This window comes from Rhizobium oryziradicis, assembly GCF_001939045.1.
Lineage (GTDB): Bacteria > Pseudomonadota > Alphaproteobacteria > Rhizobiales > Rhizobiaceae > Allorhizobium > Allorhizobium oryziradicis.
Window position 1 is genome coordinate 167,585 of record NZ_MKIM01000021.1, and the last position, 25,863, is coordinate 193,447.

Sequence of the window (25,863 nt, forward strand, 5' to 3'; positions counted from 1 at the left end):
CTCGTGAAATGTATTTTTGGTATTCGGTTCAACGCCAGGAATAGCCGTGGCTGTGGCGCACCAATTTTCGCGCACGCGGAATGTAACGGCTGGCCACAATTGCTTCTCGGCCAATCACCGCATGGCGTGGCTCAAACAGCTTGGTCAGGCGCGAGACATCCCCATTGGAATCGGTTGCTTCCAGATCAGAATCGACCAGATCGAAAATGGTGAAATCGGCACGCGCTCCCACCACCAGCCGGTCCTGCATCGAAAGCCGAATGACAGAGGCTGGCGCATGGGTCACCGCCTCAACCACCTTGTCAAACGGCATGCCCACCGAGAGCAGCTTGGACATGGTGGTGGCGAGATCCCAGACCGGGAAATTCATCGAATGCCCGTGCAGGTCGGTGGAGATGGAATAGGGCAACAGGCCGCGCTTGATGGCCGCTTCCGCCACCTTGAACGAGAAGGAGGCTCCACCATGGCCAATATCCAGCCGGATGCCTTCGCCTGCGCAGCGCTCGGCCAGATTATAAAGGTCTTCATCCTCCATAATGCTGGAACCGGCCTTGCCATTGAAACAATGGGTGACAACATCGCCCGGTCCCAGAATTTCCAGCACTTCATCGTAGAGAGCGGGCGGCTCGCCCACATGCACCATCATCGGCACTTTCAGGATTTTGGCGATTTTCTTGCCAAGCTTGACCGGGGTCACCCCCCAAGAGCCGGTGATCACATGGCTTGCCCGCACCTTGAGGCCGACAATATGCTCGCTGTTGTCGGCGTAACATTCCAGAATGCGATCAAGATCAATGTCCTTGATGTCGCGCAGTTCCGGCACCCGGTTGCAGGCCACAAGGCCAATGGAGCCAAGGTTCAGGAAGGCCTTGATCCGCTCGCGTGATGGCTCAATGATATATTCGCGAAAGCCATGGAAATTGGCTTCGCCTGCAGATCCTGCGTCCACCAGCGTGGTCACGCCGCGCTCGGCCCCGCATTCGGATGGGCGGATGGAAATATCCGTGCCGCCATGCCAGATATGGACATGCAGATCGACCCAGCCGGGTGAAATCCACGCCCCTTTGCCGTCGATCACCTCGACATCTTCAGCAATGGCAAGCTCAGGGCCAAGCTTTATGATTTTGCCGTCTGTGCCAATCAGAATGTCGATGGCAGTGGCAGAGGTATCCGCGCCAAAAGCCATGGGGCGAATGTTTTTCAAAAGCAGCGGTGTCAGGCCATTTGGCATGATCAAATATCCTTTTGCAGTCTGGGATCGAGCATATCGCGCAGGCCGTCACCGACGATCTGCAAAGACATGACGGAAAGAATGATGGCAAAGCCGGGAAACAGCGTCATCCAGTCGGCCTGATCGACATATTGCCGACCGCTGGAAATCATCGTGCCCCAGGTGGGAATTTCTGGGCTGACACCCACGCCGAGGAAGGACAGACCGGCCTCGGCCAGCATGGCTGAAGCAAACAGGAAGGTGGCCTGCACCAGAATGGGCGAGATGAGATTGAGAAGCACATGCCGCATCATGATGTGGAAGGTGGAAATGCCCAGCGCTCGCGCCGCTTCAACATAGGGCAGCTCACGAATGACAAGGGTTGAAGCGCGCACAATGCGGGCAAGTCTGGGCGCGTAGACGACCGACAAGGCGACAATAACCGTGGTCAAAGATGGTCCAAGGGCCGCCACCAGCGCAATGGCCAGAAGAATATCGGGAAAGGCCATCATTGCATCAATCAGGCGGGCAATGGGCGCATCCAGCTTTTGGAAAAAACCCGCCAGCAGACCAAGCGTCACGCCAATCAACGTGGACAGCGCGACCACAGACGCCCCCACCAGCAAAGACAGACGGCCTGCATAGATGGTGCGTGAAAACACATCACGCCCGAATTCATCGGTACCAAACCAATGGATATCGCTTGGTGGCTTCAGCCGATTGATGATCGAGAGCTTATAGGGCGAATAAGGCGCAATCCAAGGTGCCAGTACGGCCAAAAGCACGAAGATGGTGAGAATGCAAAGCCCGATTGCGACGGTCTTACGGCGTAAAAAGCGGCGCAAGAAACGTCTTGTCTCGGTCTCACTGCGGGGTGCAACGGTCTCGGAGGATAGGGGCTGGGTCATCAGTAACGCACCCTCGGATCAATCAGCAGATAGAGCATATCGATTGCGAAATTCACCAGCACATAGAGACCGGCAATCACCAAAAGCGCGCCTTGAATGACGGGATAATCGCGGCGCAAAACCGCCGACACCACCAGACTGCCAATGCCCGGCAGACCAAACACCGTCTCAGTGACAACAGCACCGGAAATCAGCACCGCTGCTGTGAGGCCAATCACGGTCAAAATTGGAATCAGCGCATTTTTCAGCGCATGGCGCAGCACCACGCGCCGCTCTATCAGGCCTTTGGCTCTCGCGGTGCGCACAAAATCATCGCCCAGCACATCGAGCATGGAGGCGCGGGTAAAGCGCAAAATCAGCGACGACGACACCAGCCCCAGTGCGAAAGCGGGCAAGGTCAGGTGATACATACGATCCGTGAAACTGGCACCCGGACCGCCATAGCCTGAGACCGGAAACAGATGCATTTTGACGGCCAAAAACTGCATGAGGATCAACCCAAGCCAGAAGCTGGGCACGCTTGCCGCCAGCATGGCAATGGTGGTTGCTGCCTGATCGATCAGCGATCCGCGCCGATAGGCGGCATAAATACCAATCGGCAGGGCGAGCACACAGGCAATCAGCAGCGAAAACACGGTGAGGAAAAAGGTAGGTTCGGCCCGTTGCATCAAGGCTGCGCCGACCGGCATATCGAGGAAGATCGATTGGCCAAGATTGCCTTGCAACAACGCACCGATATAGAGGACATATTGGCTGATCAGGGATTGATCGAGGCCAAGCCGTGATCGCAGATCGGCAATGTCTTGCGCGGAGGCGTCTGGCCCCAGCATGACGGCTGCCGGATCACCCGGCGTGACGCGCACAATGATGAAAACAATCGTCACCACCAGAAACATCACCACGATCATGCCGAGGATACGCTTTAGGATATAGCTGATCATAATTGGCCCTCTTGCGGTTGGCGGGCACCGAGCGACTTAAGATCAAACGGCATTGGCTTTGATCACCTTGCTCAGCCAATGGTAGGACTGTTTGGGAATGCGCTGAAGGGTGGGATAATCGACATAAACCAGCCCGAAACGCTTGGAATATCCCCTGCCCCATTCAAAATTATCCATCAGCGACCAGGCAAAATAGCCGCGAATATCATGGCCTTCGTCCAGCGCATCCAGAAGGGCATTCAGATAGCCGTTGAAATAGGCTATGCGGTCATTGTCGATGACGCGCCGATCTGGTGTGAGCGCATCAGGATAGGAAGCCCCGTTTTCGGTGATATAAATCGTCGGCTTGCCATAGCGCGCGCTGGTATCGCGAATTTGTTCCAGAAAAGCCGCCGGATCCACCATCCAGTTCACGTCTGTGAGCGGCCCCATGCCGGTTGGCGGGGCGGTTTCTGCCACACCAAATGTGGTGTTTTTATTGGGGCCGACAAACACCGGATTATAGTGATTGAGGCCGAAGAAATCCATTTTCTGGGCAATGTCGGCCATATCATCTCGCTGAATATACGGCTCCATGTCCTTTGCAATCGGCTCTGGGTAGGTGCCAAGCCACAACGGATCCACCGTCACTCTGCGCCAGAGGCAATCGCCGAGAATGCGGGCCTCTTCGTGGGCAGCATCATCATAATGGGGACGCACTGGCCCCAGTGAGACGATATTGCCGACCTCGGCGTGCGGTGCTTCGGCGCGCACCGCCTTGACGCTGTAACCATGGGCAAGGTTGAGCGTATGAATGGCCTGAAGGCTGGAGGGATAATCCTGCTTGCCGGGGGCGTGGCGGCCGACATTATAGGCAACCCACGGGATCACATTCGGCTCGTTGATCGGCGCAAAGCGCTTGACCCGATCGCCAAAATGGCGGGCGATAACAGCGGCGTAATCGGCAAAGATTTTGGCCGTATCGCGATTGCGCCAACCGCCATTGTCTTCAACCGCGACCGGCATGTCCCAATGATGCAGGCAAATCCACGGCTCTATGCCCTCGTGCAGGCAAAGATCGATAACGCGATCGTAGAAATCCAATCCCCGCTGATTGATCTGGCCACTGCCGGTGGGGAAAATCCGTGGCCAAGCGGTGGAAAGCCGGTAGGCCTTCACGCCAAGCCCACGCATCAAAGCGATATCCTCCGGGTAGCGGTGATAATGGTCGCAGGCAATATCCGCCGTATCGCCATTGGTGGTGCGGCCGGGTGTGTGGCTATAGACATCCCAAACACTTTTGCCACGGCCATCGGCATCAACAGCGCCTTCTGTTTGAAAGGCAGAGGCTGCCACGCCCCAGAGAAAATCAGAGGGAAAAGATCTCGACATGATGTTCAACTTCGCTCAGGCGCAAATACAATGATGAAGAGCATCGGACCGAACAGGGTCTGGTCCGATGCGCTATAAAGCGACGGCTATTTCTTGGAGGTGCTGACGTTCCAGAAATAAGGCCATGGCGAGGGATGGAAACCTTCCAGTGTCTTGGCCTTGGCCGACAGCGCGTTGAAATCGCCGACCTTGAACACCGGTGCATCCTCGTAGAACACCTTCTGGATCTCGCCGAAAAGCTTCTGGCGCTTGGCCGGATCAAATTCGGCAATGAAGGGCTCGACGGCTTTGGTTTTCTCCGGTGTTGACCACCAGCCGGGATAGCTGTCCGACATCCAGCCATTCAGCACCGGCTCTGGTGGGAACGGGCCATGGGTGATGAAAATATCCCAAAGAGCGGGATCAGCGCGACGGGTGGTCAGGGTTGCCCAGTCATAGATTTGCAGATCAACCTTAAAGCCTGCGGCTTTCAGATATTCAGCGGCCACCTGCGCCATTTTGTAGTGAAATTCATATTGGCGGCTGGTCAGAATGCGAACCGGCTTGCCATCATAGCCCGCTTCTTTCATCAGCTTGGCAGCGGCTTCCGGGTCGCCACTGCCGTAGCGCTGAATGCCGTCCTTGGTGTGCCAGACGTAGCCTTCAGGATAGAGCGCGCCATCGACGGCAAAGAATTTTGGATTGCCAAAGGCGGCCAGCAACATGTCTTCCGGGTTCAAGGCCACCTGAATGGCATGACGCAAGGTCTTGCTGGTCATCATGCCCTGCTTGGTGTTCATCACAAACACCGGCGCACCATAGGGCTTCAAAACCACAGGCTCGGAGGCCTTTGATCCCTCAAGGCGATCATAGCCTTCAGGGGCCAGTGAATCGACATAATCGAACTGGCCCGAAACGGCACCCTCCAACCGGGTGTTTGCATCCGGCACGGGAATAAAGCGGATCTCATCCAGAATGGCTTTGCGCGCACCACCAAAACCATTGGGTGCTTCTTTGCGCGGCGTATAGCCATCGAACCGCACAAGCTGAATATATTGATCGGGCTTGCGTTCCTTCAACATATAAGGGCCGGTGCCAATGAATTTGGTCAGCGGATCGGCGATGGTCGATTTTGGAATGATAACGGCGGCTGAATTGTTAAATGCCAGCAGCGACATCAGCGGCGCATAGGGCTTTTTCAGCGTGATGCGAATGGCATTGTCGCCTTCAGCACTCACTTTATCGATGTACGGTGCCACCTGCTTGCCGCGCGAGGCAATTGCCATCCAGCGCTCAATCGAGGCCACCACGTCCGCCGATGTCATCACGGTGCCATCGTGAAATTTCACACCGTTGCGCAAAGCAATGTCATAGGTTTTGCCATCATCGCTGATTTTCGGCATGGTCTCAGCCAACAGCGGAATGACATTCCATTTGTCGTCAAAGGTAAACAGGGTTTCGAAAATATGCTGGGTGGTCATGCCAACCAGATCGGCGGTGGAGGCCATGGGGTCCAGCGTCGGAGGCTCACCAATGGTGGCCACGTTGATGACGCCACCCTTATCCTGTGCCAGACTATGCCCCGGTATCAGTGCAAGCCCCGGCAATAATGCAAAAGCCAGCGTTGCCAGCAATCCCAATCGGCGTCTCATGACGTCCCCCTTTTTATTGTTCCGTAGTTATGAAATAGCATACGCAACTAAAGAGTATCGAAACTTAACGATCTGTCAATGGGCTGTTTTGCCGGAGGGTAGGACGGCAAAAAGCCTGTCAGCTCCGATGATCTGACAGGCTTTTGCCAATGTTCAACGATTTGGAAGCGACGCTTTATTCCGCCGCGCTGCGATGGGCTTCCACCAGATCTTCACCGGGGAAGTCCTGATTATGATGCACCAGAGGTCGATTGCCGGTGACCCGCCGCAAAAGCACATAAAACACCGGCGTCATGAAGATGCCAAAGAAGGTCACGCCAATCATGCCGCAGAACACTGCAAGCCCCATGGCAGAGCGCATTTCGGCACCGGCCCCCGTGGACACAACCAGCGGCACCACACCCATGATGAAGGCCATGGAGGTCATCAGAATGGGGCGAAGGCGAAGGCGGCTTGCCTCGATTGCGGCGCGCACCGGCGTTCTGCCTTCAAACTCCAGCTCGCGGGCAAATTCGACAATCAGGATCGCATTCTTTGCCGACAACCCAACCAGCACCATCAGGCCGATCTGCGTGAAGATGTTGTTGTCGCCGCCGGTGTACCAGACACCGGCCAGTGCTGCGAGCACACCCATGGGCACAATCATGATGATGGCAATCGGCAGGGTCAGGCTTTCATATTGGGCCGCCAAAACCAGATAGACCAGCAGCAGCGCAAGCGGAAAGACGATAAGGCTCGAATTGCCTGCCAAAATCTGCTGATAGGTCAGGTCGGTCCACTCAAACACAATGCCATTGGGCAGCGTTTCCTTGGCAATGCGCTCAATGGCTGCCTGTGCCTGACCGGAGGAAAAGCCGGGGGCCGGGCCACCATTGATGTCCGCTGCGAGAAAACCGTTATAGCGCGTGGTCCGTTCTGGCCCCGTGGTGCTATCCACCTTGAGCAAGGCCGCAAGCGGGATCATCTGCCCGGTTTTGGAACGAACCTGCAGCTGGCCAATATCCTCCGGCTTTGCGCGGAAAGCAGCATCGGCCTGGACCCGCACGCTGTAGGTGCGGCCAAAGGCGTTGAAGTCATTGACATAGAGCGAACCCAGATAAATTTGCAGGGTTTCGAACACATCCGTCACCGACACACCCAATTGTTCGGCCTTTGAGCGATCCAGATCGGCATAGAGCTGCGGCACATTGATCTGGAAGCTAGAGAAAAGCCCCGCAAGCTCAGGTGTCTGATAGGCCTTCGCAAGGAATGCCTTGGTGGCAGCATCCAACGATTTATAGCCAAGGCCGGCACGATCTTCGATTTGCAATTTGAAACCGCCGGTGGAGCCAAGACCATTGACGGGCGGCGGCGGGAACATGGCAATAAACGCATCCTGAATGCCAGCAAATTTCTGATTCAATTGCATGGCGATAGCGCCACCGGAAAGCTCAGGCGTTGTGCGCTTGTCGAAATCATCGAGAACCGCAAACACGATGCCGGAGTTCGAGCCAATGGTGAAACCATTGATCGACAGGCCCGGAAAGGCGATGGCATGAGCAACACCGGGCTGCTTCATGGCAATATCGCTCATGCGCTTGATCACGTCTTCGGTGCGATCAAGGGTGGCACCATCGGGCAATTGCGCAAAGCCAATGAGATATTGCTTGTCCTGCGCCGGAACGAAGCCGCCGGGCACCGCATTGAACACCGAGTAAGTGGCTGCAATCAGCGCAAGATAAACCACCATCACCAGAGATTTGCGTGAAAGCAAACCACCAACGCCACGGCCATAGCTGTTTGACGCCGCACCAAAGGCGCGGTTGAACCCCCGGAAGAACCAGCCAAAAACCCGGTCCATACCGCGCGTCAGCCAATCCTTGGGCGCGTGATGGTCTTTGAGCAACAGGGCGGCCAATGCTGGCGAAAGCGTCAGCGAGTTGATGGCGGAAATGACCGTTGAGATCGCGATGGTCAACGCGAACTGGCGATAGAACTGTCCAGACAGACCGCTGATGAAAGCAAGCGGCACAAACACCGCCACCAGCACCAGCGCAATGGCAATAATGGGACCGGAAACCTCACGCATGGCCCGATAGGTTGCCTCACGCGGCTTTAACCCGCTCTCAATATTGCGCTCAACATTTTCAACCACCACAATCGCATCATCGACCACAATGCCGATGGCCAGCACCAGACCGAAAAGTGTCAACGCATTGATGGAAAAGCCGAAGGCATACATCACCGCAAATGTGCCGATGATGGAAACCGGCACCGCAATCAGCGGAATGATCGATGCCCGCCAGGTTTGCAAAAACAGGATGACGACAAGAACCACCAGAGCCACGGCTTCCAGCAGCGTGTCGATCACCTTCTCGATAGAAGCACGCACAAACTTGGTGGTGTCGTAGACGATTTCAAATTTCACGCCCTCAGGCATGGCAAGCTGCAACTCTGCCATCGTGGCGTGAACATTATCGGCAATCTCGATAGCATTGGACCCCGGAGCCTGAAGGACGGCAATCGCGACCGCAGGCTTGCCATCAAGCAGGGAGCGCAGGGTATAATCGGCAGCACCCAGCTCAATCCGCGCCACATCTTTCAGGCGGGTGATCTGTCCCTGATCGCCGGTTTTGATGATGATTTCGCCAAATTCTTCCGGTGTGCGAAGACGTCCTTGGGCATTGACGTTCAACTGTAACTCGACCCCTTTGGGGCTTGGCGAGGCGCCAATAATACCGGCGGCGGCCTGCACATTTTGCTCACGGATAGCGTTGGTGATGTCGCTGGCCGCAAGCCCGTGTTCGGCGGCCTTTTGTGGATCGATCCACACCCGCATGGCATAATCGCCAGCGCCAAACACTTGCACCTGTCCAACACCCTGCAAGCGCGCAAGCCGATCCTTGATGTTCAAGGTGGCATAATTGCGCAAATACGTGACATCGTAACGATCAGATGTCGAGACGAGATTGACCACCATGATAAAGTCGGGCGAGCTTTTAACGGTGGTAACACCCAGTGCGCGCACCTCTGCTGGCAAGCGCGGCTCGGCCTGCGAGACACGGTTTTGCACCAGTTGCTGGGCCTTGTCCGGATCGGTACCCAGCTTGAAGGTCACCGTCAGCGTCAACACGCCATCAGACGTTGCCTGACTGTTCATGTAGAGCATGTCTTCAACGCCGTTGATCTGCTCTTCCAGCGGCGTTGCCACCGTTTCGGCAATGACCACCGGGTTTGCACCGGGATAGACCGCGCGCACGACGATGGATGGCGGCACCACTTCGGGATATTCCGAAATAGGCAGCGAGCGCATGCCAATCAGACCGGCAACCACAATGAGAATCGACAGAACACCGGCGAAGACCGGTCGGTCGATAAAGAAGCGGGAAATATTCATAGTGATACCCTCTCCAGGGTGAAATTGAAACGCAAACAACCATCACCGGGAGAACCATCTCCCGGCGGGTAAACTGCACTTTTGATAGAAGAGCGGAGTGCTAGAGTCCCTTGTTGTCGTTTGTCTATTCGGGAAAACCGGATTCCACTTTTCCCTGACAAACTCTAGCGCCCCGCGACCATATGAGCCCTGACGTCGCCAAATGCTCACTTCATGGCGGCAACCGTGTCCTGTGTCTGCGGTTCCACCAGTGCGCCGGGACGCACACGCTGCAATCCGTTGACAACAATCCGATCGCCGTCATTAAGCCCACCCAGAACAATTCGCTCGTTGCCTGCGCTGCCCCCAAGCTCCACCGGACGATAGACAATCTTGTTATCGGCACCGACCACAAAGACAAATTTCTTGTCCTGATCCGTTCCAATCGCCTTTTCGCTCACCAGAATTCGCTTGTCCGGCTGGGGTTCACCCATGCGGATGCGCACAAACTGGCCCGGAATCAGACGCCCTTGCGGATTGTCGATCACCGCACGCACCGGGATCGTTCCACTTGCAGCATCCACCTGATTGCCAATCATCTGCAATTTGCCGGCTATGGGGGTGCCATTGTCTGCAAGCGTTCCGATTTCAACCGGGATCTGATAGATGGGTGGCAAAGAACTATCGGTCGATTCCAGCTTTGAAAGAGAGCGGGTCACAATTTCTTCGCTGGCATTGAAGCTGGCATAGATCGGATCGACCGAAACCAATGTTGTCAGCACAGCAGAGGCAGAGCCCGCCGCCACAAGATTGCCCGCCGTGATTGCTACCCGGCCAACCCGGCCAGATACCGGCGCACGCACCTGGGTATAATCAAGTTCAAGCTGTGCCGAGCGCAGCACAGCTTGCGCGGTTTTCAGCCCCGCTTCGGCCTCGGTCACGGCATTCTGGCGCTGGTCCAGATCACTTTGCGAGATGGTGCGATTGTCAGACAGCCTGCGGCCACGCTCCAGCTCGGTTTTCGCGAGCGCTACCTTGGCCTGTGCCGATGCCACCTGCCCTGCCGCTTGCGCCACACTTGCCTCATAAGGGGCTGGATCAATGGTAAACAGCAAGTCGCCAGCCTTGACCAAGGCTCCTTCACGAAAAGCCACAGACAGGATGGCACCACCCACACGCGGGCGAATATCAACCCGGTCAACAGCTTCAAGCCGCCCCGAAAACTCCTGCCAGAGGGTGACATCACGGCTTTTAACCGCATCCACCGTGACCGGAATTGCCGCAGGAGCGGCCGCTTCAACGGCCTGCGCCTTGGGATTGGAGAGGTTCAAAAGCAATGTTGCACCAGCAATGGACGCAACAAGGCCTAGGCCAGTGCCCGTGAGGGCCCAGCGTTTTACACGCAATATCATGGTCAAACTCCTTGCGGCCTTGGGATGCCGCTTAAGATCACGTTGATTTCAGAGCATTTCTCTGAACGCCAAGATCGCGGATAAAATTCGCGAACTGGCTCTTTACATTGTCATCCCAGCTTGGAACCTGCTGGGTTTTTCCACCATAGACGGATGGCCATCCTGTCCCGGCGGGAAGAACATGCGGGCGCACATCAACGCCTGCACTTTTCAAACGTTCAGCATAGACCATTGTCTCATCCAGCAGCGGATCATCCTCGGACGAGAACAACAGGGCCGGTGCTATGCCCGACAACCTTGAACACACAGAGGGCGCGGCATAGGGATGGCAAATGCCACCGCTGAGATAGTGGCTCCAGCCATCGGCCCAACAGCTCCGCATGCCCGTTTCATCGGCTTTGCGAAACGACTGCGTGCCCATGAGCGGATCAAGCAAGGGTGAAACCAACACCTGACCATCCAGTTCATTGGCAAGCTGGTCGCGTGCTTTGAGACTGACGGCTGCGGCAATGTTACCACCCGCCTCTTCGCCTCCAACCAGCAGCAGGGATTTGCGATCCCCAAAACCGGCACGCTTTTTTGCCATATAAGAAAATATCGAAAACCCCACTTCAAGCGGCTTTGGAAAAACCGAACCGAGAACATTATAATCCGGCACAACGACAATCGCCCCTGTCTCTGCCAGACATTGCGCCATGGCGCACTCGCCAGGCCCAGTCTGACGAAACGCACCGCCGCGAAAATAGATCACAACCGGCGGCCCCTTGCCGTACTCCTCACCCGCATAAACCCGCACCGAAACAGAGCCAACACTTGGCTTGTCCAGCGTCATATCCTTGATCTCAACGCCCACGAATGTTCACTCCGCAGACTGTGCAATCAGGACACAGCTCGAAAGGAGCATGACCGATGCTGGCAAATAACGGGCGGTACGCATTTCAAAAGCCTTTTCATCTGTGGCGGCGGCACATATTTCGATGTGCCATTTCGTAAAAACCGGATTCTGTGGCAAACACGAGAACCTCAAGCCCTTTCATGTAAGCCCTTTGGAGCCGACAACAACCGGCTGCACGGATTTTGCACAGGTGACCATGAATGACCTCTGCGCCCGTCAGCAGTGCCACCACATGTCGTCTTCCTTGAAAAGGAATTTACTTTATTCGCAATTTGGAACAAGTATAGCAAATGTGAGTACACTGTTCGAAATATCGAATAATAATGCATTGCAAAATGGAAGAGCGGTGAATGGATCAATTGTCTGCCATGCGTGCCTTTGTCCGGGTTGTGGATATGGGCAATTTCACACGCGCGTCAGAGGCTCTGAGCCTGCCCAAGGCCACAGTCACCAATCTCATTCAGGGGCTGGAGGCGCATTTGCGCACCAAACTGCTAAACCGCACGACGCGGCGCGTTATGGTGACCACCGATGGCGCGCTTTATTACGAAAGAGCAAAGCAGATTATCATGGAACTGGATGAGCTGGACATCAGCCTGTCCAACTCACACTCGCAGCCAAGTGGGCGCTTGCGCGTTGAAATGGCAGGAGCCTTTGCCGATTGGCTGGTGATACCGGCATTGCACAATTTTTATCAGACATTCCCCGACATCCGCGTTGATCTCGGTGTCGGCGACCGCACAGTCGATTATCTTGCGGAAAATGTCGATTGTGCTTTGCGCGGTGGCGTTCCGAACGATCAGTCATTGATTGCGCGGCGGGTTGCAGAAGTGCCCATGATTGCCTGCGCATCACCACGCTATCTGGAACAAAACGGCATGCCACAGCATCCGAGCGATCTGGAAAAAGACCACCATTGTGTGGGCTATTTCCTGGCCCAAACCAATCGCGCCATGATGTTGAATTTCACGAAGAACGATGAGCATCTGGAAATCAACGGGCGCTACCACGTGGCCGTTAATGATGCCAGAAGCTATCTCAATGCTGCATTATGTGGTCATGGGATAGCCACCGTGCCTCACTTCATGATTAGAGAAGCGCTTGAAAAGGGTGAGCTTCTCCAGGTCTTGACGGATTGGCAGGTCGAGTCCCTTCCGCTTTACGTTGTTTACCCACCAAACCGACATTTGAGCAACAAAGTCAGAGTGTTCGTCGATTGGCTGGTGCGATTGCTGAGCGATGAAAACCTCAATTAAAGCTTTGGTGCGATGCGTGGGAACCGGTTTTCGGAAAATCCGATGCGAAAACAACAATCGAGAGCATCGCGCCGATTCCGATTTTCGGCACGATGCTCGAGAAAACAGGGTCTTATCGCAAAAATCAGAGGCCCAAAGCGCCCGCCAGACCAGAAATATCGGCGATTTCCTTGTATCCGTAGTAGGGGTTTGCCGGCTCGTGGCCGCGATTGACCCAGATTTTGTTTTTGATACCAAGGCCATAGGCCGACATCAGGTCATAACGGAATGAAGACGAGCAGTGAACGATGTCTTCAGGACCGCAACCCAGCATGTCGAACATATATTCAAACGCCTTGAAGCGCGGCTTATACGCCTGCGCCTGTTCAGCGGTATAAACGGCGTGAAAAGGTGCACCCAGCTTTTCGACATTCGACATGATCTGCGAGTCCATCGCATTGGACAGGATCACCAACGGAATTTCCTTGGCAACTTTGGCAAGCCCCGCTGGCACATCCGGATGCGGTCCCCAGGTGGGAATGCGTTCATAGACCATGACGGCGTCTTCTGGCTTGAACGCCACGCCATTTCTCTTGCAGGTGCGCTCCAGCGAATTATGGACGAGATCGGCAAAAGGTTGCCACGGACCAAGGCATTCATCAATACGATAAGCGGTCCAATCCTTGATAAACTGCTGCATTACCGGTTCCGAAAGCACGTCACCAAAGAGGTCGCGTGCCGCTTGCGCCATGTTGAAATTGATCAGCGTGCCGTGGCAGTCGAACGTTACGTATTTGGGGCGGAACGTGGTCATTCATCTGTCCTTATCGTCGATGTTGAACTTTTAAGCCTGCACACAGTCTAGAGCGCCTTGGCAGACCGCTTTCACCGTATTGCCCATGAGCGAAAGCAGAAAATTCCAATTCAACGGGAGAAACCGGCACACCGTGTCATGGCGCACAGTGGCTGACGGCGGGCCGTAAAATGCCGTTCTCAACTGTCAGCAGAAGATGCGGTGGCGCAGGCGCGCAACAACGAAAAATTCCGTTTGTTCGGCCCGATTCGGAGGCTTCCCCGGCAGGAGATGGGGAACACTCTTGAGGTCCGCATAATGGCTCAAACGGAGTCGGCTTAAGCCATTTATGCAGTCGATTTAAAGTGTTACAGCGCCCTTTGAACATTAGATCAAAGGCCATTCCGCTGTAGCCGCCCATGCTGGATTGGAAAAGCAGATGTTAAGCAACTCCTTGATCGAACTCGACCGCCGCCACCTTATTCACCCTGTGTCTTCCTATCGCGGCCATGAAGAACTGGGTGCTCGTGTTTTGAAATCGGCGCGCGGTGCCATTGTCACGGACATGAACGGCCATGAGCTGGTTGATGGCTTCGCGGGTCTCTGGTGCGTTAACGCCGGATATGGTCAAGACAGTATTGCCGAGGCCGCCGCCCGCCAAATGCGTGAGCTGCCCTATGCGACCGGCTATTTTGATATGGGCTCGGAACCCGCTATCCGCCTTGCCGCCGAGCTGGCCGAGCGCGCGCCGGGCGATCTCAATCATATCTTCTTCACGCTCGGCGGCTCAGATGCAGTTGATAGCACCGTGCGCTTCATCCGCTATTATTGGCATTGCAAAGGCCAACCGCAGCGTGACCAATTTATTTCAATCGAGCAGGGCTACCACGGCTCGTCCACGGTTGGCGCTGGCTTGACGGCGCTGCCCGCCTTCCACGCCGGTTTTGGCCTGCCCTTTTCGTGGCAACACAAGATTCCCTCCCATTACAGCTATCGCAATCCGGCAGGCGACACACCAGAGGCCATTATTGCCGCCTCGCTGCAAGCCCTTCATGCCAAGGTCGAAGAGCTGGGCGGACCAGAGCGCGTTGCCGCATTTTATGCCGAGCCAATCCAGGGGTCCGGCGGGGTGATTGTTCCGCCGAAGGGCTGGATAAAAGCCATGTATGACGCGTGTGCTGCCATGGACATTCTCTTTATCGCCGACGAGGTCATCACCGGCTTTGGCCGCACCGGACCGTTGTTTGCCTGCTCCGATGAAGGCATCGTGCCCGATTTCATGACAACGGCCAAGGGATTAACCTCTGGCTATGTGCCAATGGGTGCCGTCTTCATGTCCGACCGGGTTTATGACGTTATGGCCGATGGTGCCGGTGCTGCGGCCATTGGCCATGGTTACACCTATTCGGCCCATCCGGTGAGCGCTGCCGTGGGTCTGGAGGTTCTTCGCCTCTATGAAAATGGCTTGCTGGCCAATGGTCGCCGCGCCGGTGAGAGGCTGATGGCAGGGTTGGAAAAGCTTCGCGATCACCCGCTTGTGGGCGATGTACGGGGTCGTGGCATGCTGGCTGCCATCGAGCTGGTGGTGGACAAAGCCAAGAAGACCCCGCTGCCGACCGATGCCGCACCGGCGCGGCGTATTTTTGATCGCGCCTGGCAACAGGGACTTGTTATCCGCGCGTTTGCCAATGGTGTTCTGGGCTATGCACCGCCGCTGTGCTGCACAGATGACGAGATCGACATGATCCTTGAGCGCACACGCCTTGTGCTGGACGCCACTTTGGAAGATGCGGACGTCCGTAGGGCTATGGTCGGATAAACCTTGGAAGATGCTGCCCGCTACGAAATAGCGTAGCGGGCGGCAAATTCGGTATTTTGTATCGCGCATAGCATGGTCTTCAGACCACACAATCTCCACAGAATGCGAAACTGATGGCACGAAAAGAGGCCGGAAACGGTCCATGTCTCATGGGAGTCACAACACGGGAGAACGTCACCGCAGGCCTAAACACCTGCACAGCAGCATCCGAAACGGCAAGAAACAGCAACTTCCGTTCGGCGTTCGGTTAAACAAAAGAACAGAGGGAACGACATGCACAACACTCCAAACAATTGGTCAAAATCCGATGACGATTTTGTAGAGCAGGCTATCCGACGCGGTGCCAGCCGCCGTGAGCTGCTGCAGATGATGCTGGCAGGCGGGGCGGCCATGACGGCTGCAAGCTTCGCCTTTGGCCGTGCAGAGCAGGCGATTGCCGCAACGCCGGTGTCTGGCGGCGCGCTGAAGGCCGCGGGCTGGTCCTCATCGATTTCCGATACGCTTGATCCGGCCAAAGCCTCGGCCACCACCGATTATGTTCGCCTCTGTACCTTTTACAACCGTCTCTCGATTCTTGACCCTTCTGGCAATGTGAAGATGGAGCTGGCAGAGGCAATCGAGAGCAAGGACGCCCAGACCTGGACCATCAAGCTGCGAAAAGGCGTGACATTCCATAGCGGCAAGACGCTCACCTCCGCTGACGTTATCTTCACCTTGAAGCGCCACAAGGATCCGGCCATTGGCTCCAAGGTTGCCAAGCTGGCCGCGCAGATGAAGGAATTCAAGGCTGTCGATGATCTGACGCTTGAGATTGTCCTCGATTCTCCCAATGCCGACCTGCCAAGCATTCTGGCCCTCAACCATTTCATGATTGTCGCCGATGGCACGACGGATTTCAGCGCAGGCAACGGCACAGGACCATTCGTCAAAGAAGTGTTTGAACCCGGCGTGCGCTCCATCGGCACCAAGAACAAAAACTACTGGAAAGCATCGCTTCCTCACCTCGACTCGGTCGAGTTCTTTGCCATTGTCGATGATAATGCCCGTGCCAATGCGCTGATGTCGGGTGATATTCAACTTGCCGGTCAAATCAGCCCGCGCTCCAAGCGATTGATCGAAAGCAACGACGCACTTGTGCTGGTGCAGGCCTCGGCTGGCAACTATACCAACCTCAATCTCCGACTGGACATGTCGCCCGGCGACAAGAAAGACTTTGTTGACGGTATGAAATATATCGTCGATCGTGAGCAGATCGTGAAGTCTGTCTTGCGGGGTTATGGTCAGGTGGCAAACGACCAGCCCATTTCGCCAGCGAACCGCTTCCATGACGCGGCACTCAAGCCCAAAGCCTTTGACCCGGACAAGGCAAAATTCCTGTTCAACAAGTCCGGCATGCTCAACCAGACCATTCCCGTCATTGCCTCAGACGCGGCATCCTTCTCCATCGAGATGGCAGGGATGATCCAGGCCTCGGCCTCCAAGATCGGCCTGAAGCTTGATGTGCAGCGTGTTGCATCGGATGGCTATTGGAACAATTACTGGCTCAAGGCACCGATCCACTTCGGCAATATCGATCCGCGCCCAACGCCCGATATCATGTTCTCGCTGTTCTATTCTTCCAATGCCGCGTGGAATGAAAGCCGCTATAAGTCGCCGAAGTTTGACAGTCTCCTGCTGGAGGCGCGTGGCTTGCTGGATGAGGCGAAGCGCCGAGAGATCTACAATCAGCTTCAGGGCATGGTGTCCGAAGAGGCTGGCACCATCATTCCGGCCTATCTCTCAAGCGTGGATGCCATGAGCTCGAAGATCAAGGGCTATACCTCCAGTCCGTTTGGCGGTTTGATGGGTGGCTCGTTTGCGGAATACATCTGGTTTGCTGCCTGATGCGATGATTGACCGGCGGTCTCAGCCGCCGGTCAAACGTCATCTGCTTTCGCAGGCATCTCTACAGGAGCAGAGCCGTGAACACACATATCCTATCTCTCATTCTGAGCCGATTGTTCATCACGATCTTAACGTTGATGATCATTTCAGTGATCGTCTTTGTGGCAACAACTTTGCTGCCCGGCGATACCGCGACAATCCTGCTTGGACAATCGGCAACGCCCGAAGCCATTGCGGGCTTGCGCAAGGCCATGCATCTGGATGAACCCGCTTTCTTCCGGTTTCTGGCCTGGATCCTCGCTTTTTTGCATGGCGACCTTGGGATTTCCTACGCAAACAATATGCCCATTGCCCAGTTGATTGGCGCACGCCTGCTGAACTCGTTGAAACTGGCCGCTGTGACGACAGGTTTTGCCCTGCCGATTTCGCTGTTTCTGGGCATTACGACCGCGATGTTTCGCAGTTCCTGGTATGACAGGACCGTCACCGTTTTTACGATTGGTGTGATTTCCATTCCGGAATTCATGGTGGCAACCACGGCTGTGCTGATCTTTGCGGTCTATTTGAAATGGCTCCCCGCCTTGTCGCTCACCGGTGATGTGCACAGCCTGTGGGGTTTGATGCGAGCCTATGCGATGCCAGTGATCACGCTTACCTGCGTGGTGTCCGCACAAATGATCCGCATGACCCGAGCGGCGGTGATTGATGCCCTCGACAGCCCCTATGTGGAAATGGCCTTGCTGAAAGGTGCCTCGCGAAAAAGGCTGGTGCTTTCGCACGCGCTTCCCAATTGCCTTGGCCCCATTGCCAATGCGGTGGCATTGTCGCTCTCTTACCTGCTGGGCGGTGTGATCATCATTGAAACCATCTTCAATTATCCGGGCATTGCAAAACTGATGGTCGATGCCGTGACAACCCGTGATCTGCCGCTCATTCAGAGCTGCGCGATGATTTTCTGTCTCGCCTATCTTGTGCTTGTCACCATCGCCGATCTGATTGCCATTCTGTCGAATCCGAGGTTGCGATGACCGCCAAGACCACAAGCACTACCCAACAAAGGCCGCGCTACCGTATCAAGGCGACGGGCATGTTGGGCCTGTTCATTATCCTGTTCTGGCTGGTTATTGCCCTCTTTGGACCGCATATCGCGCCCTATGGCATTGGCGATATCGTCGATCAGGACTATTTTGGCCCGATATCGCGTGCCTTTTGGCTCGGCTCTGATTATCTGGGCCGCGACATGTTCTCGCGCATTGTCTATGGCGCACGCTATACGCTTGGGATCTCTCTGGCCGCCGCGACCATTGCCTGTGCCTGCGGCGTCGTGCTGGGCATGAGTGCCGCCGTTACGGGCGGGTGGTTTGACAGTGTTTTAAGCCGGTTTTTCGATGCAATGAGCTCGATTCCCAGCAAGCTTTTTGCGCTGGTGGTCGTGTCTGCCGTTGGCTCATCCATTCCCGTTCTGATCGGCATGCTAGCCGTGATCTATATTCCCGGCTCCTATCGCTTTGCCCGTGCACTGGCCGTCAACATCGCAGCCATGGACTACATCACCATCGCACGCTTGCGCGGTGAAAAAATGCTCCATATCATCACGGCGGAAGTGTTTCCCAACATTCTTGGCCCGGTGCTGACCGACTTCGGATTGCGGTTTGTTTTCATTGTGCTTTTGCTGTCCGGCATGTCCTTTCTCGGCCTTGGTGTTCAGCCGCCTGACGCCGATTGGGGCGGACTGGTGCGCGAAAACATCGACGGTCTGCCATTCGCAGCGCCAGCCGTGATTGTGCCCTGTCTTGCCATTGCCAGCCTCACCATCGCCATCAATCTTTTCATCGACAATCTTCCTGTCAAAATACGGGATCGGAGCGCGTAAATGGCCAATCCTGTTGAAATTCGCGGCCTGAAAGTCGAGGCAAAAACCGATGCCAACCGCCGGATCGAAATCGTCAAGGGCATTGATCTCGACATTGCCCCCGGCGAAATCCTCGCCCTGATTGGAGAGAGCGGATCGGGCAAGACCACCATTGCCCTCACCCTTATGGGCCACACCCGCACCGGCTGCACCATTTCCGCAGGCTCCGTGATGGTCGATGGGCAAGATGTAGTATCCATGACGGAGCGTGAGCGCGCCAAGCTGCGCGGAGCCGTGGTGAGCTACGTGCCGCAATCGGCTGCCTTGGCCTTCAATCCCTCAAAAACCATCATGGATCAGGTGATTGAGGTGACACAGATCCACGCGATCATGCCCGCTCAGGACGCGCGGCAAAAGGCAATTGAGCTGTTTCGCGCCCTGTCCCTGCCCAATCCGGACACGATCGGCGAGCGATATCCCCACCAGGTCTCCGGCGGGCAGTTGCAGCGGCTTGCGGCGGCCATGGCTTTGATTGCCAATCCGAAAGTGGTTATTTTTGACGAGCCCACCACCGCACTGGATGTGACAACCCAGATCGAAGTGCTTCGCGCCTTCAAGGATGTGATGCGGCGCGCTGGTGCCGCCGCAATCTATGTGTCGCACGATCTTGCCGTGGTTGCGCAACTGGCTGATCGGATTGCCGTGCTGCGCAATGGGGCGGTTCAGGAAATTGGCGACACGGTGCAGATTCTGGAACGGGCGCAGCATCCCTATACCCGCGAACTGATTGCCGCCTTTGAGCCGCATCGCGCTCCTATGGTGTTGGGCAACATAGACCAGCAGAGGCCGTTGCTGGAAGTTGAAAATGTGGTGGCGGGCTACGGTCGATCAGCAATTGGCAATTCCTTGCTGGTGAAAGCTGTCGATCATGTCAGCCTCAAGCTTTATCGGGGCCGCAATCTCGGCATTGTTGGCGAGTCCGGCTGCGGAAAATCAACGCTTGCCCGGACCATTTCCGGAATTTTACCGGCAGCCGAGGGCAATATCATTTTCGATGGCCGCGAGCTTGGCGCGGGCTACAAGGAACGGACCGCGCAGCAAAAGCGGGAAATGCAGATTGTGTTTCAATATGCGGATGCGGCCCTCAACCCCTCCAAGACCATTGATGACATTCTGGGACGACCTCTGGCCTTTTACCATGGCCTGAAGGGCGAGGCGCAATCCAAAAGAATCAACGGCCTTCTTGATATGGTTCAACTGCCCACCAGCGTGCGCGGTCGCAGACCAAGTGAATTGTCCGGCGGACAAAAACAGCGCGTCAACTTTGCCCGTGCGCTGGCCGCCGAGCCCAAATTGATCATCTGCGACGAGGTCACCTCGGCGCTTGATACCGTGGTTGTCGCCGCTGTGATTGATCTCTTGCGCGAACTCCAGCAGGAACTGGGCTTGTCCTACATTTTCATCAGCCATGATTTGTCTGTGGTGCAGGCCATATGCGACAAGGTTATCGTGATGTATCGTGGCAAGGCCGTCGAAGAACTGGCCGTGGAAACCATGACTGAGCCTTCGCACCCCTACTCGCAGCTGTTGTTCTCATCGGTTCCAAAGCTGGATCCGCATTGGCTGGATAGCCTTCCAGCAGAGCGGCCCGCATTCCACGGCCAATAACCGAGCACCGGCTCCAACACGTTACCGTGCTGCTGCCGGCTCGGCCCAAGTGCCAATCAGCATGCTCATAAACCGTTCCGCCGCCGGAGACAGTGTTCCTCCGCGACGCCGCACGATACCGATGGTGCGCGAAATCTCGGGATTGCGAATAGGTCGCGTGACAAGGAACGGATGATCCTCCTGCGGCGTGGCAAGTTTTGGCAAAACGGAAATCCCCAATCCTGCCTCCACTAAGCCTAAGGATGTCGAGAGATGCGTCACTTCAAAGGACCATCGCAACTTGAGATTGGATTTGGCAAGAGCCGCGTCGAGCAGGGTTCGATTGCCGCTTGAGCGGTGCACTGTGATCAGCTGATAGGGTGCAAGATCACCCCACTGAATTTCACTCTTGGCGGCCAGAGGGTGATCCTTGCGTGCCGCCAAAACAAACGGATCTTCGATCAGCCGTTCAAACATCAGATCCGGATCTGAAAACCCCATGATATTGATGCCGAATTCAACTTCGCCACGGGCAACGGCCTGAAGGCCGTCAGTGGCGGGCAAATCCAGAATACGGAACCGGATATTGGGATATTCGAGGCTGAACTGCTTGATAACCTTCGGTAAAAAATAAAAGGCGGCGGTGGGCAAGCAGGCGATGGTCACCAGGCCGCTGCGCTGCGATCCAACATCACGAACCGAAAACAGCGACGTGTCGAACTCCTCCAGCATGCGCCGAACCAGAGGGATCAACTCGGCCCCAAGAGCCGTTGTTGAAACATGACGCGTGGTGCGTTCCAGCAGCGGCGCACCAATGGCCAGTTCCAGCTTTTGAATACGCCTGCTGAGCGCCGGTTGCGACAGATTCAGCGCATCAGCCGCCCGGTGAAAATTTTCCAACTCAACCACTGAGAGAAAAGCACGAAGGTCAAGGATTTCGCAATTAATGCTCATAACGCATCATTCCATCTGAAATTTGCATTTTACATATCAATCATTTTGCCGCTAATTGCAACAAATAACCGAATTGATATCAAAATCACATCAGTATTTGGCAGGCACTCATGAACGATCTGATCTCCATACCTTGTGTTCTGATGCGCGGCGGCACGTCTAAGGGACCATTTTTTCTCGCATCCGACCTGCCTGCCTCTCCACAAGAGCGTGACCATATCCTGCTATCGGTGATGGGCTCTGGCCATCCTTTGCAAATCGACGGCATTGGCGGTGGCAACCCTGTCACCAGCAAGGTTGCCATTGTCGGCCCCGCAACTGTGGAAGGCGCTGATGTTGACTATCTCTTTGCCCAGGTCCGTGTCGATCAACAGATGGTTGATACCTCGCCCAATTGCGGCAACATGCTGGCCGCCGTTGGCCCATTTGCCATTGAGGCCGGTCTTGTGGCGTCATGCGGTGCCATGACGCGGGTGCGCATTCACAACGTCAACACCGGCAAGCTGATTGAGGCCCAAGTGCCAACGCCGCACGGTGATGTCGCCTACCTGGGGGACGCGTCCATTGACGGTGTTCCCGGCCATGCGGCACCGATTGCGCTGGCATTTCTGGATGCCGCTGGTGCGCGAACGGGAAAGCTGTTTCCAACCGGCAACCCACGGGACACGATCGACGGAATTGACGTGACCTGCATCGATTGCGCCATGCCGATGATGGTTCTCGAGGCGAGCGCCATGGGCGTTAGCGGCTATGAAAGTGCCAGCGAACTCAATGCCAACGCAGACCTGCTCGCGCGCATTGAAGCCCTTCGGCTGGAAGCCGGACGGCGGATGGGCATGGGCGACGTCAGCAATCAGGTGACGCCCAAGCCCGTGCTGATTGCCAAGCCCAAAGCTGGCGGCGATCTCAACGTTCGCTATTTCATGCCGCATCAATGCCATCCATCGCTGGCGACAACCGGAGCCGTTGGCATTGCCACAGCCTGCGTAACACCGGATACGGTCGCTTTTCAATTGATTGGCGGTCGTGAACCACCGGCCCTTCTCGCGCTTGAGCATCCCAGTGGTCGCCTCAATGTGAAGCTTGAAACCCGCGACGGCAAGATGATTGCCGGCATTTTGCGCACTGCGCGCCGCCTGTTTGAAGGCAGAGTTTTTGCCAAACCTTTTGCGCAGGTGGATCGCGCAGCTTAATTTGAAGTGGTTGCCGGGAGGGCACCACATAATATGGAGGAATACATGCGTAAATTGATGCTCGCCCTAGCAGCCACAGTGGCTTTTGCAGCAGCAGCCCATGCCGAGCCGGTCCGCATCAGTGTCGGGTCTTACAATCTCAACAACCTGCCTTTTCCTGTGGCGGCGGGTCTTGGCCTCTATAAAAAACAAGGCTTGGATGTCACGGTTGAGAATTTTGCCTCAGGCGGCTCAAAAACCCTTCAGGCTCTCGTTGCCGGTTCAACCGACATCGCCGTTGGCTTCTATGACCACACCATCCAGATGCAATCGCAGAACAAGTCTGTGGTCGGCTTTGTCGAACTTGCCCGCAACTCCGGCCTTGTGCTGGCAGGGGGCAAGAATGCAACCTTCGATCCGGCAAAGCCTGAAACCATCAAGGGTGCGAAGATCGGCATCACTGCGCCAGGTTCGTCATCCGATTTCTTTGTGCGCTATTACCTGCAGCGCCATAAGATTCCAGCCGACTCTGTCTCGCTGATTGGCGTTGGCTCTGGCTCGGCAGCCGTTGCCGCTCTTGAACAAGGCAAGGTTGATCTCCTCGTGAATTACGATCCGGCGGCGACCTTCATTGTCGCCAAGGGCGTCGGCAAGATCCTCATTGATGCCCGCAGCGATGAAGGTGCCAAGGAAATCTACGGCGGCATTTATCCGACCTCGGTGCTCTATGCCACCCAGAGCTACATCGATGCCAACCCGGAAACCATCCAAAAAGTCACCAACGCCACCGTTGAGGCGCTGAAATGGATGAACACCCATACGGCCGAGGAAATTGTCGCAACCCTGCCCGCCGAGTTCATCTCCGGCGACAAGGAAACCTACACACAGGCTGTCACCAACGCCAAGGCGATTTTCTCCACTGATGGCAAGTTCAACACCACCGACATCGAAACCCCATTGGCTGTGCTGAAGAGCTTCAATGAAAAAGTCGCCGCCAAGACTATTGATTTGAGCAAGACATACACGAACACGTTCGTCGATAAGGCACAGGCCCTAGCGAACTGATAAAAAGGGAGGAGGCCATGGCTTTGGCTGCCGTAAAATCATCAACGCTGAGCGTTGAGCCGAATAAACCGAAAGCGATGGTGTCCATCGATGCGGTCACCATGTCCTTCGGTGCCTATGTGGCCGTGCAGGATGTCAATCTCACCGTTGCGGATGGCGAATTTCTCGCCATCGTCGGCCCAACGGGCTGCGGCAAGAGCACCATCCTGAATGCCATTGCCGGGCTTCTCAAGCCGGCCAAGGGTGCAGTGACCATCGACGGCACGCAAGTGTCGGGTGTTCAAAACGACATCGGCTACCTGTTTCAGCAGGATGCGCTGTTGCCTTGGAAAACCGCTATCGAAAATGTCGAGCTTGGCTTGATGTTTCGCGGCGTCGGCACCGAAGAGCGGCGTGAAAAATCCATGACCTGGCTTGCCAAGGTCGGGCTTCGCGGGTTTGAGCAACGCTATCCGCACCAGCTCTCCGGCGGCCAACGCAAGCGCGTGCAGATGGCACAAGCGCTGATCACCGGCCCTAAGGTCATTCTGATGGACGAGCCGTTCTCGGCCCTCGACATCCACACCCGCCACCTAATGCAGAACGAACTTCTGCGTCTGTGGCAGGAAGAACGCCGCGCCGTGGTGATGATTACTCATGACCTCGAAGAGGCCATCGCATTGGGCGACCGCGTCGCCATTTTGGCAGCCGGTCCACGCTCACGGGTCATCGAGAGCTTCCCGGTTGATCTGGAGCGGCCGCGCGATGTGGCTGAAATCAAACTCGATCCACGCTTCATGGATCTCTATCGCAACATCTGGGCGTCGCTGCGCGGCGAAGTGGAGAAAAGCTATGAACACCGCGACTGAACGCTCAATCCAGCTGGCTTTGCTGGTTTTCATTCTCGGCGGATGGCAATTGGGTGTCAGCGCCGGTGTCATTGACGTGTTTTTCTTTCCGGCACCGGTCGACATCTTCAAACAGATCATCACCTGGGTCACGGACGTCAATTTCTACCGTCACGTTTCGATCACCCTGACAGAAACCGTTCTGGGTTATGTCATCGGTACTGGCCTTGGTGTTGCAGCCGGTGTCTGGTTGGGTCTCAGCCGCAGCACGGCGCGTATTCTTGACCCGTTCATCAAGGGCCTCAACGCCATTCCGCGTGTGGTTTTGGCTCCCATCTTCGTGCTTTGGCTCGGTCTTGGCCTGTGGTCCAAGGTGGCGCTTGCGGTCACGCTGGTGTTCTTCATCACCTTCTTCAACGCCATGCAGGGCGTGCGCGAAGTCAATCCGGTGGTGCTTGCCAATGCCAAGATTCTGGGTGCAAAACGCTCGGACCTTCTGCGGCACGTCTACTTCCCGGCGGCAGCCAGCTGGATCCTGTCATCGCTGCGCACATCTGTCGGCTTTGCCGTGGTTGGTGCCATCATTGGCGAATATCTCGGCTCTTCTGCAGGCCTTGGCTACCTGATCGCTCAGGCCGAAGGCAATTTCGATGCGGTTGGCGTTTTCGCGGGCATTATCATTCTGGCCATCTTCGTTCTGATCATCGACCTCATCCTCGATGTTGTCGAAAACCGTTTGATCAAGTGGCGGCCAAACGCTGCTGACGGTCGGGCAACCTGATCCATTCAGGCAGCACACGCATAAAAATGGCACCTTCGAGGTGCCATTTTTTTTTGATCCCTCTGCACTTTTGATGGGTCCGATTGCGCGTCCTTTGTTCCAAGTCCAGGC

20 protein-coding genes are annotated in these 25,863 nt (G+C 55.8%); 10 read left to right on the top strand and 10 right to left on the bottom strand.

The window, feature by feature from the left end; genetic code table 11:
• Positions 1 to 28: 28 nt before the first annotated feature.
• From BJF95_RS03555 to BJF95_RS03590, 8 genes are all read right to left on the bottom strand, one after another.
• Entirely contained in the window at positions 29 to 1,231 is a 1,203-nt protein-coding gene (locus tag BJF95_RS03555; RefSeq protein ID WP_075638070.1) for an amidohydrolase/deacetylase family metallohydrolase, read from the bottom strand.
• 2 nt (positions 1,232 to 1,233) lie between these two features.
• Positions 1,234 to 2,118 (bottom strand): ABC transporter permease, encoded by an 885-nt coding sequence (locus tag BJF95_RS03560; protein ID WP_075638071.1) that lies wholly within the window; start codon positions 2,116 to 2,118, stop codon positions 1,234 to 1,236.
• Positions 2,118 to 3,059, bottom strand: coding sequence for an ABC transporter permease (locus BJF95_RS03565; RefSeq protein WP_075638072.1), 942 nt, complete (start codon positions 3,057 to 3,059; stop codon positions 2,118 to 2,120). Before BJF95_RS03565 ends, BJF95_RS03560 begins: the two co-directional genes overlap by 1 nt.
• Before the next feature lie 42 nt (positions 3,060 to 3,101).
• Positions 3,102 to 4,430: a GH1 family beta-glucosidase gene (locus BJF95_RS03570; protein WP_075638073.1), complete on the bottom strand. Its 1,329-nt coding sequence runs from the start codon at positions 4,428 to 4,430 to the stop codon at positions 3,102 to 3,104.
• 86 nt (positions 4,431 to 4,516) lie between these two features.
• Positions 4,517 to 6,061, bottom strand: coding sequence for an ABC transporter substrate-binding protein (locus BJF95_RS03575; protein WP_075638074.1), 1,545 nt, complete (start codon positions 6,059 to 6,061; stop codon positions 4,517 to 4,519).
• Between the two features lie 175 nt (positions 6,062 to 6,236).
• On the bottom strand, positions 6,237 to 9,437 hold the full coding sequence (locus tag BJF95_RS03580; RefSeq protein ID WP_075638075.1) for an efflux RND transporter permease subunit: 3,201 nt from the start codon (positions 9,435 to 9,437) through the stop codon (positions 6,237 to 6,239).
• 206 nt (positions 9,438 to 9,643) lie between these two features.
• Positions 9,644 to 10,828 (bottom strand): efflux RND transporter periplasmic adaptor subunit, encoded by a 1,185-nt coding sequence (locus BJF95_RS03585; RefSeq protein WP_075638076.1) that lies wholly within the window; start codon positions 10,826 to 10,828, stop codon positions 9,644 to 9,646.
• Positions 10,829 to 10,865: 37 nt separating this feature from the next.
• Entirely contained in the window at positions 10,866 to 11,681 is an 816-nt protein-coding gene (locus BJF95_RS03590; RefSeq protein WP_075638077.1) for an alpha/beta hydrolase fold domain-containing protein, read from the bottom strand.
• A 392-nt stretch (positions 11,682 to 12,073) separates the two neighbouring features.
• Between BJF95_RS03590 and BJF95_RS03595 the strand changes: the two genes are divergently transcribed.
• On the top strand, positions 12,074 to 12,979 hold the full coding sequence (locus BJF95_RS03595; protein WP_075638078.1) for a LysR family transcriptional regulator: 906 nt from the start codon (positions 12,074 to 12,076) through the stop codon (positions 12,977 to 12,979).
• A 124-nt stretch (positions 12,980 to 13,103) separates the two neighbouring features.
• Here the strand turns inward: BJF95_RS03595 and BJF95_RS03600 are convergent, their stop codons facing one another.
• On the bottom strand, positions 13,104 to 13,772 hold the full coding sequence (locus BJF95_RS03600) for a haloacid dehalogenase type II (protein WP_075638079.1): 669 nt from the start codon (positions 13,770 to 13,772) through the stop codon (positions 13,104 to 13,106).
• A 418-nt stretch (positions 13,773 to 14,190) separates the two neighbouring features.
• Between BJF95_RS03600 and BJF95_RS03605 the strand changes: the two genes are divergently transcribed.
• From BJF95_RS03605 to BJF95_RS03625, 5 genes are all read left to right on the top strand, one after another.
• Positions 14,191 to 15,570 (top strand): aspartate aminotransferase family protein, encoded by a 1,380-nt coding sequence (locus BJF95_RS03605; RefSeq protein WP_075638080.1) that lies wholly within the window; start codon positions 14,191 to 14,193, stop codon positions 15,568 to 15,570.
• Positions 15,571 to 15,843: 273 nt separating this feature from the next.
• Positions 15,844 to 17,454, top strand: coding sequence for an ABC transporter substrate-binding protein (locus tag BJF95_RS03610; RefSeq protein ID WP_075638081.1), 1,611 nt, complete (start codon positions 15,844 to 15,846; stop codon positions 17,452 to 17,454).
• Between the two features lie 77 nt (positions 17,455 to 17,531).
• On the top strand, positions 17,532 to 18,482 hold the full coding sequence (locus BJF95_RS03615; RefSeq protein WP_075638082.1) for an ABC transporter permease: 951 nt from the start codon (positions 17,532 to 17,534) through the stop codon (positions 18,480 to 18,482).
• Positions 18,479 to 19,327 (top strand): ABC transporter permease, encoded by an 849-nt coding sequence (locus BJF95_RS03620; RefSeq protein ID WP_075638083.1) that lies wholly within the window; start codon positions 18,479 to 18,481, stop codon positions 19,325 to 19,327. The genes BJF95_RS03615 and BJF95_RS03620 overlap by 4 nt, the downstream gene beginning before the upstream one ends.
• A complete protein-coding gene (locus BJF95_RS03625) occupies positions 19,328 to 20,974 on the top strand; it encodes an ABC transporter ATP-binding protein (RefSeq protein WP_075638084.1) in 1,647 nt (548 codons plus the stop codon).
• A 21-nt stretch (positions 20,975 to 20,995) separates the two neighbouring features.
• Here the strand turns inward: BJF95_RS03625 and BJF95_RS03630 are convergent, their stop codons facing one another.
• Complete coding sequence (locus tag BJF95_RS03630) at positions 20,996 to 21,907, bottom strand: LysR family transcriptional regulator (RefSeq protein WP_075638085.1); 912 nt, start codon at positions 21,905 to 21,907, stop codon at positions 20,996 to 20,998.
• Between the two features lie 110 nt (positions 21,908 to 22,017).
• On the opposite strand from BJF95_RS03630, the gene BJF95_RS03635 reads away from it, so the two are divergent.
• From BJF95_RS03635 to BJF95_RS03650, 4 genes are read left to right on the top strand one after another with little or no spacing between them, the layout of a single operon-like run.
• Positions 22,018 to 23,100 (top strand): 4-oxalomesaconate tautomerase, encoded by a 1,083-nt coding sequence (locus BJF95_RS03635; RefSeq protein ID WP_075638086.1) that lies wholly within the window; start codon positions 22,018 to 22,020, stop codon positions 23,098 to 23,100.
• A 45-nt stretch (positions 23,101 to 23,145) separates the two neighbouring features.
• The gene (locus BJF95_RS03640; RefSeq protein WP_075638087.1) at positions 23,146 to 24,144 is read left to right on the top strand and encodes an ABC transporter substrate-binding protein; all 999 of its coding nucleotides are present in this window, start codon (positions 23,146 to 23,148) and stop codon (positions 24,142 to 24,144) included.
• Positions 24,145 to 24,161: 17 nt separating this feature from the next.
• Entirely contained in the window at positions 24,162 to 24,992 is an 831-nt protein-coding gene (locus tag BJF95_RS03645; protein ID WP_075638088.1) for an ABC transporter ATP-binding protein, read from the top strand.
• The gene (locus tag BJF95_RS03650; RefSeq protein WP_075638089.1) at positions 24,976 to 25,752 is read left to right on the top strand and encodes an ABC transporter permease; all 777 of its coding nucleotides are present in this window, start codon (positions 24,976 to 24,978) and stop codon (positions 25,750 to 25,752) included. Before BJF95_RS03645 ends, BJF95_RS03650 begins: the two co-directional genes overlap by 17 nt.
• Positions 25,753 to 25,863 lie beyond the last annotated feature (111 nt).

Bases quoted from the DNA above. Each gene is read 5' to 3' on its own strand.
- BJF95_RS03555 (WP_075638070.1), bottom strand. From the start codon at position 1,231: ATGCCAAATGGCCTGACACCGCTGCTTTTGAAAAACATTCGCCCCATG.
- BJF95_RS03560 (WP_075638071.1), bottom strand. From the start codon at position 2,118: ATGACCCAGCCCCTATCCTCCGAGACCGTTGCACCCCGCAGTGAGACC.
- BJF95_RS03565 (WP_075638072.1), bottom strand. From the start codon at position 3,059: ATGATCAGCTATATCCTAAAGCGTATCCTCGGCATGATCGTGGTGATG.
- BJF95_RS03570 (WP_075638073.1), bottom strand. From the start codon at position 4,430: ATGTCGAGATCTTTTCCCTCTGATTTTCTCTGGGGCGTGGCAGCCTCT.
- BJF95_RS03575 (WP_075638074.1), bottom strand. From the start codon at position 6,061: ATGAGACGCCGATTGGGATTGCTGGCAACGCTGGCTTTTGCATTATTG.
- BJF95_RS03580 (WP_075638075.1), bottom strand. From the start codon at position 9,437: ATGAATATTTCCCGCTTCTTTATCGACCGACCGGTCTTCGCCGGTGTT.
- BJF95_RS03585 (WP_075638076.1), bottom strand. From the start codon at position 10,828: ATGATATTGCGTGTAAAACGCTGGGCCCTCACGGGCACTGGCCTAGGC.
- BJF95_RS03595 (WP_075638078.1), top strand. From the start codon at position 12,074: ATGGATCAATTGTCTGCCATGCGTGCCTTTGTCCGGGTTGTGGATATG.
- BJF95_RS03600 (WP_075638079.1), bottom strand. From the start codon at position 13,772: ATGACCACGTTCCGCCCCAAATACGTAACGTTCGACTGCCACGGCACG.
- BJF95_RS03605 (WP_075638080.1), top strand. From the start codon at position 14,191: ATGTTAAGCAACTCCTTGATCGAACTCGACCGCCGCCACCTTATTCAC.
- BJF95_RS03610 (WP_075638081.1), top strand. From the start codon at position 15,844: ATGCACAACACTCCAAACAATTGGTCAAAATCCGATGACGATTTTGTA.
- BJF95_RS03620 (WP_075638083.1), top strand. From the start codon at position 18,479: ATGACCGCCAAGACCACAAGCACTACCCAACAAAGGCCGCGCTACCGT.
- BJF95_RS03625 (WP_075638084.1), top strand. From the start codon at position 19,328: ATGGCCAATCCTGTTGAAATTCGCGGCCTGAAAGTCGAGGCAAAAACC.
- BJF95_RS03630 (WP_075638085.1), bottom strand. From the start codon at position 21,907: ATGAGCATTAATTGCGAAATCCTTGACCTTCGTGCTTTTCTCTCAGTG.
- BJF95_RS03635 (WP_075638086.1), top strand. From the start codon at position 22,018: ATGAACGATCTGATCTCCATACCTTGTGTTCTGATGCGCGGCGGCACG.
- BJF95_RS03640 (WP_075638087.1), top strand. From the start codon at position 23,146: ATGCGTAAATTGATGCTCGCCCTAGCAGCCACAGTGGCTTTTGCAGCA.
- BJF95_RS03645 (WP_075638088.1), top strand. From the start codon at position 24,162: ATGGCTTTGGCTGCCGTAAAATCATCAACGCTGAGCGTTGAGCCGAAT.
- BJF95_RS03650 (WP_075638089.1), top strand. From the start codon at position 24,976: ATGAACACCGCGACTGAACGCTCAATCCAGCTGGCTTTGCTGGTTTTC.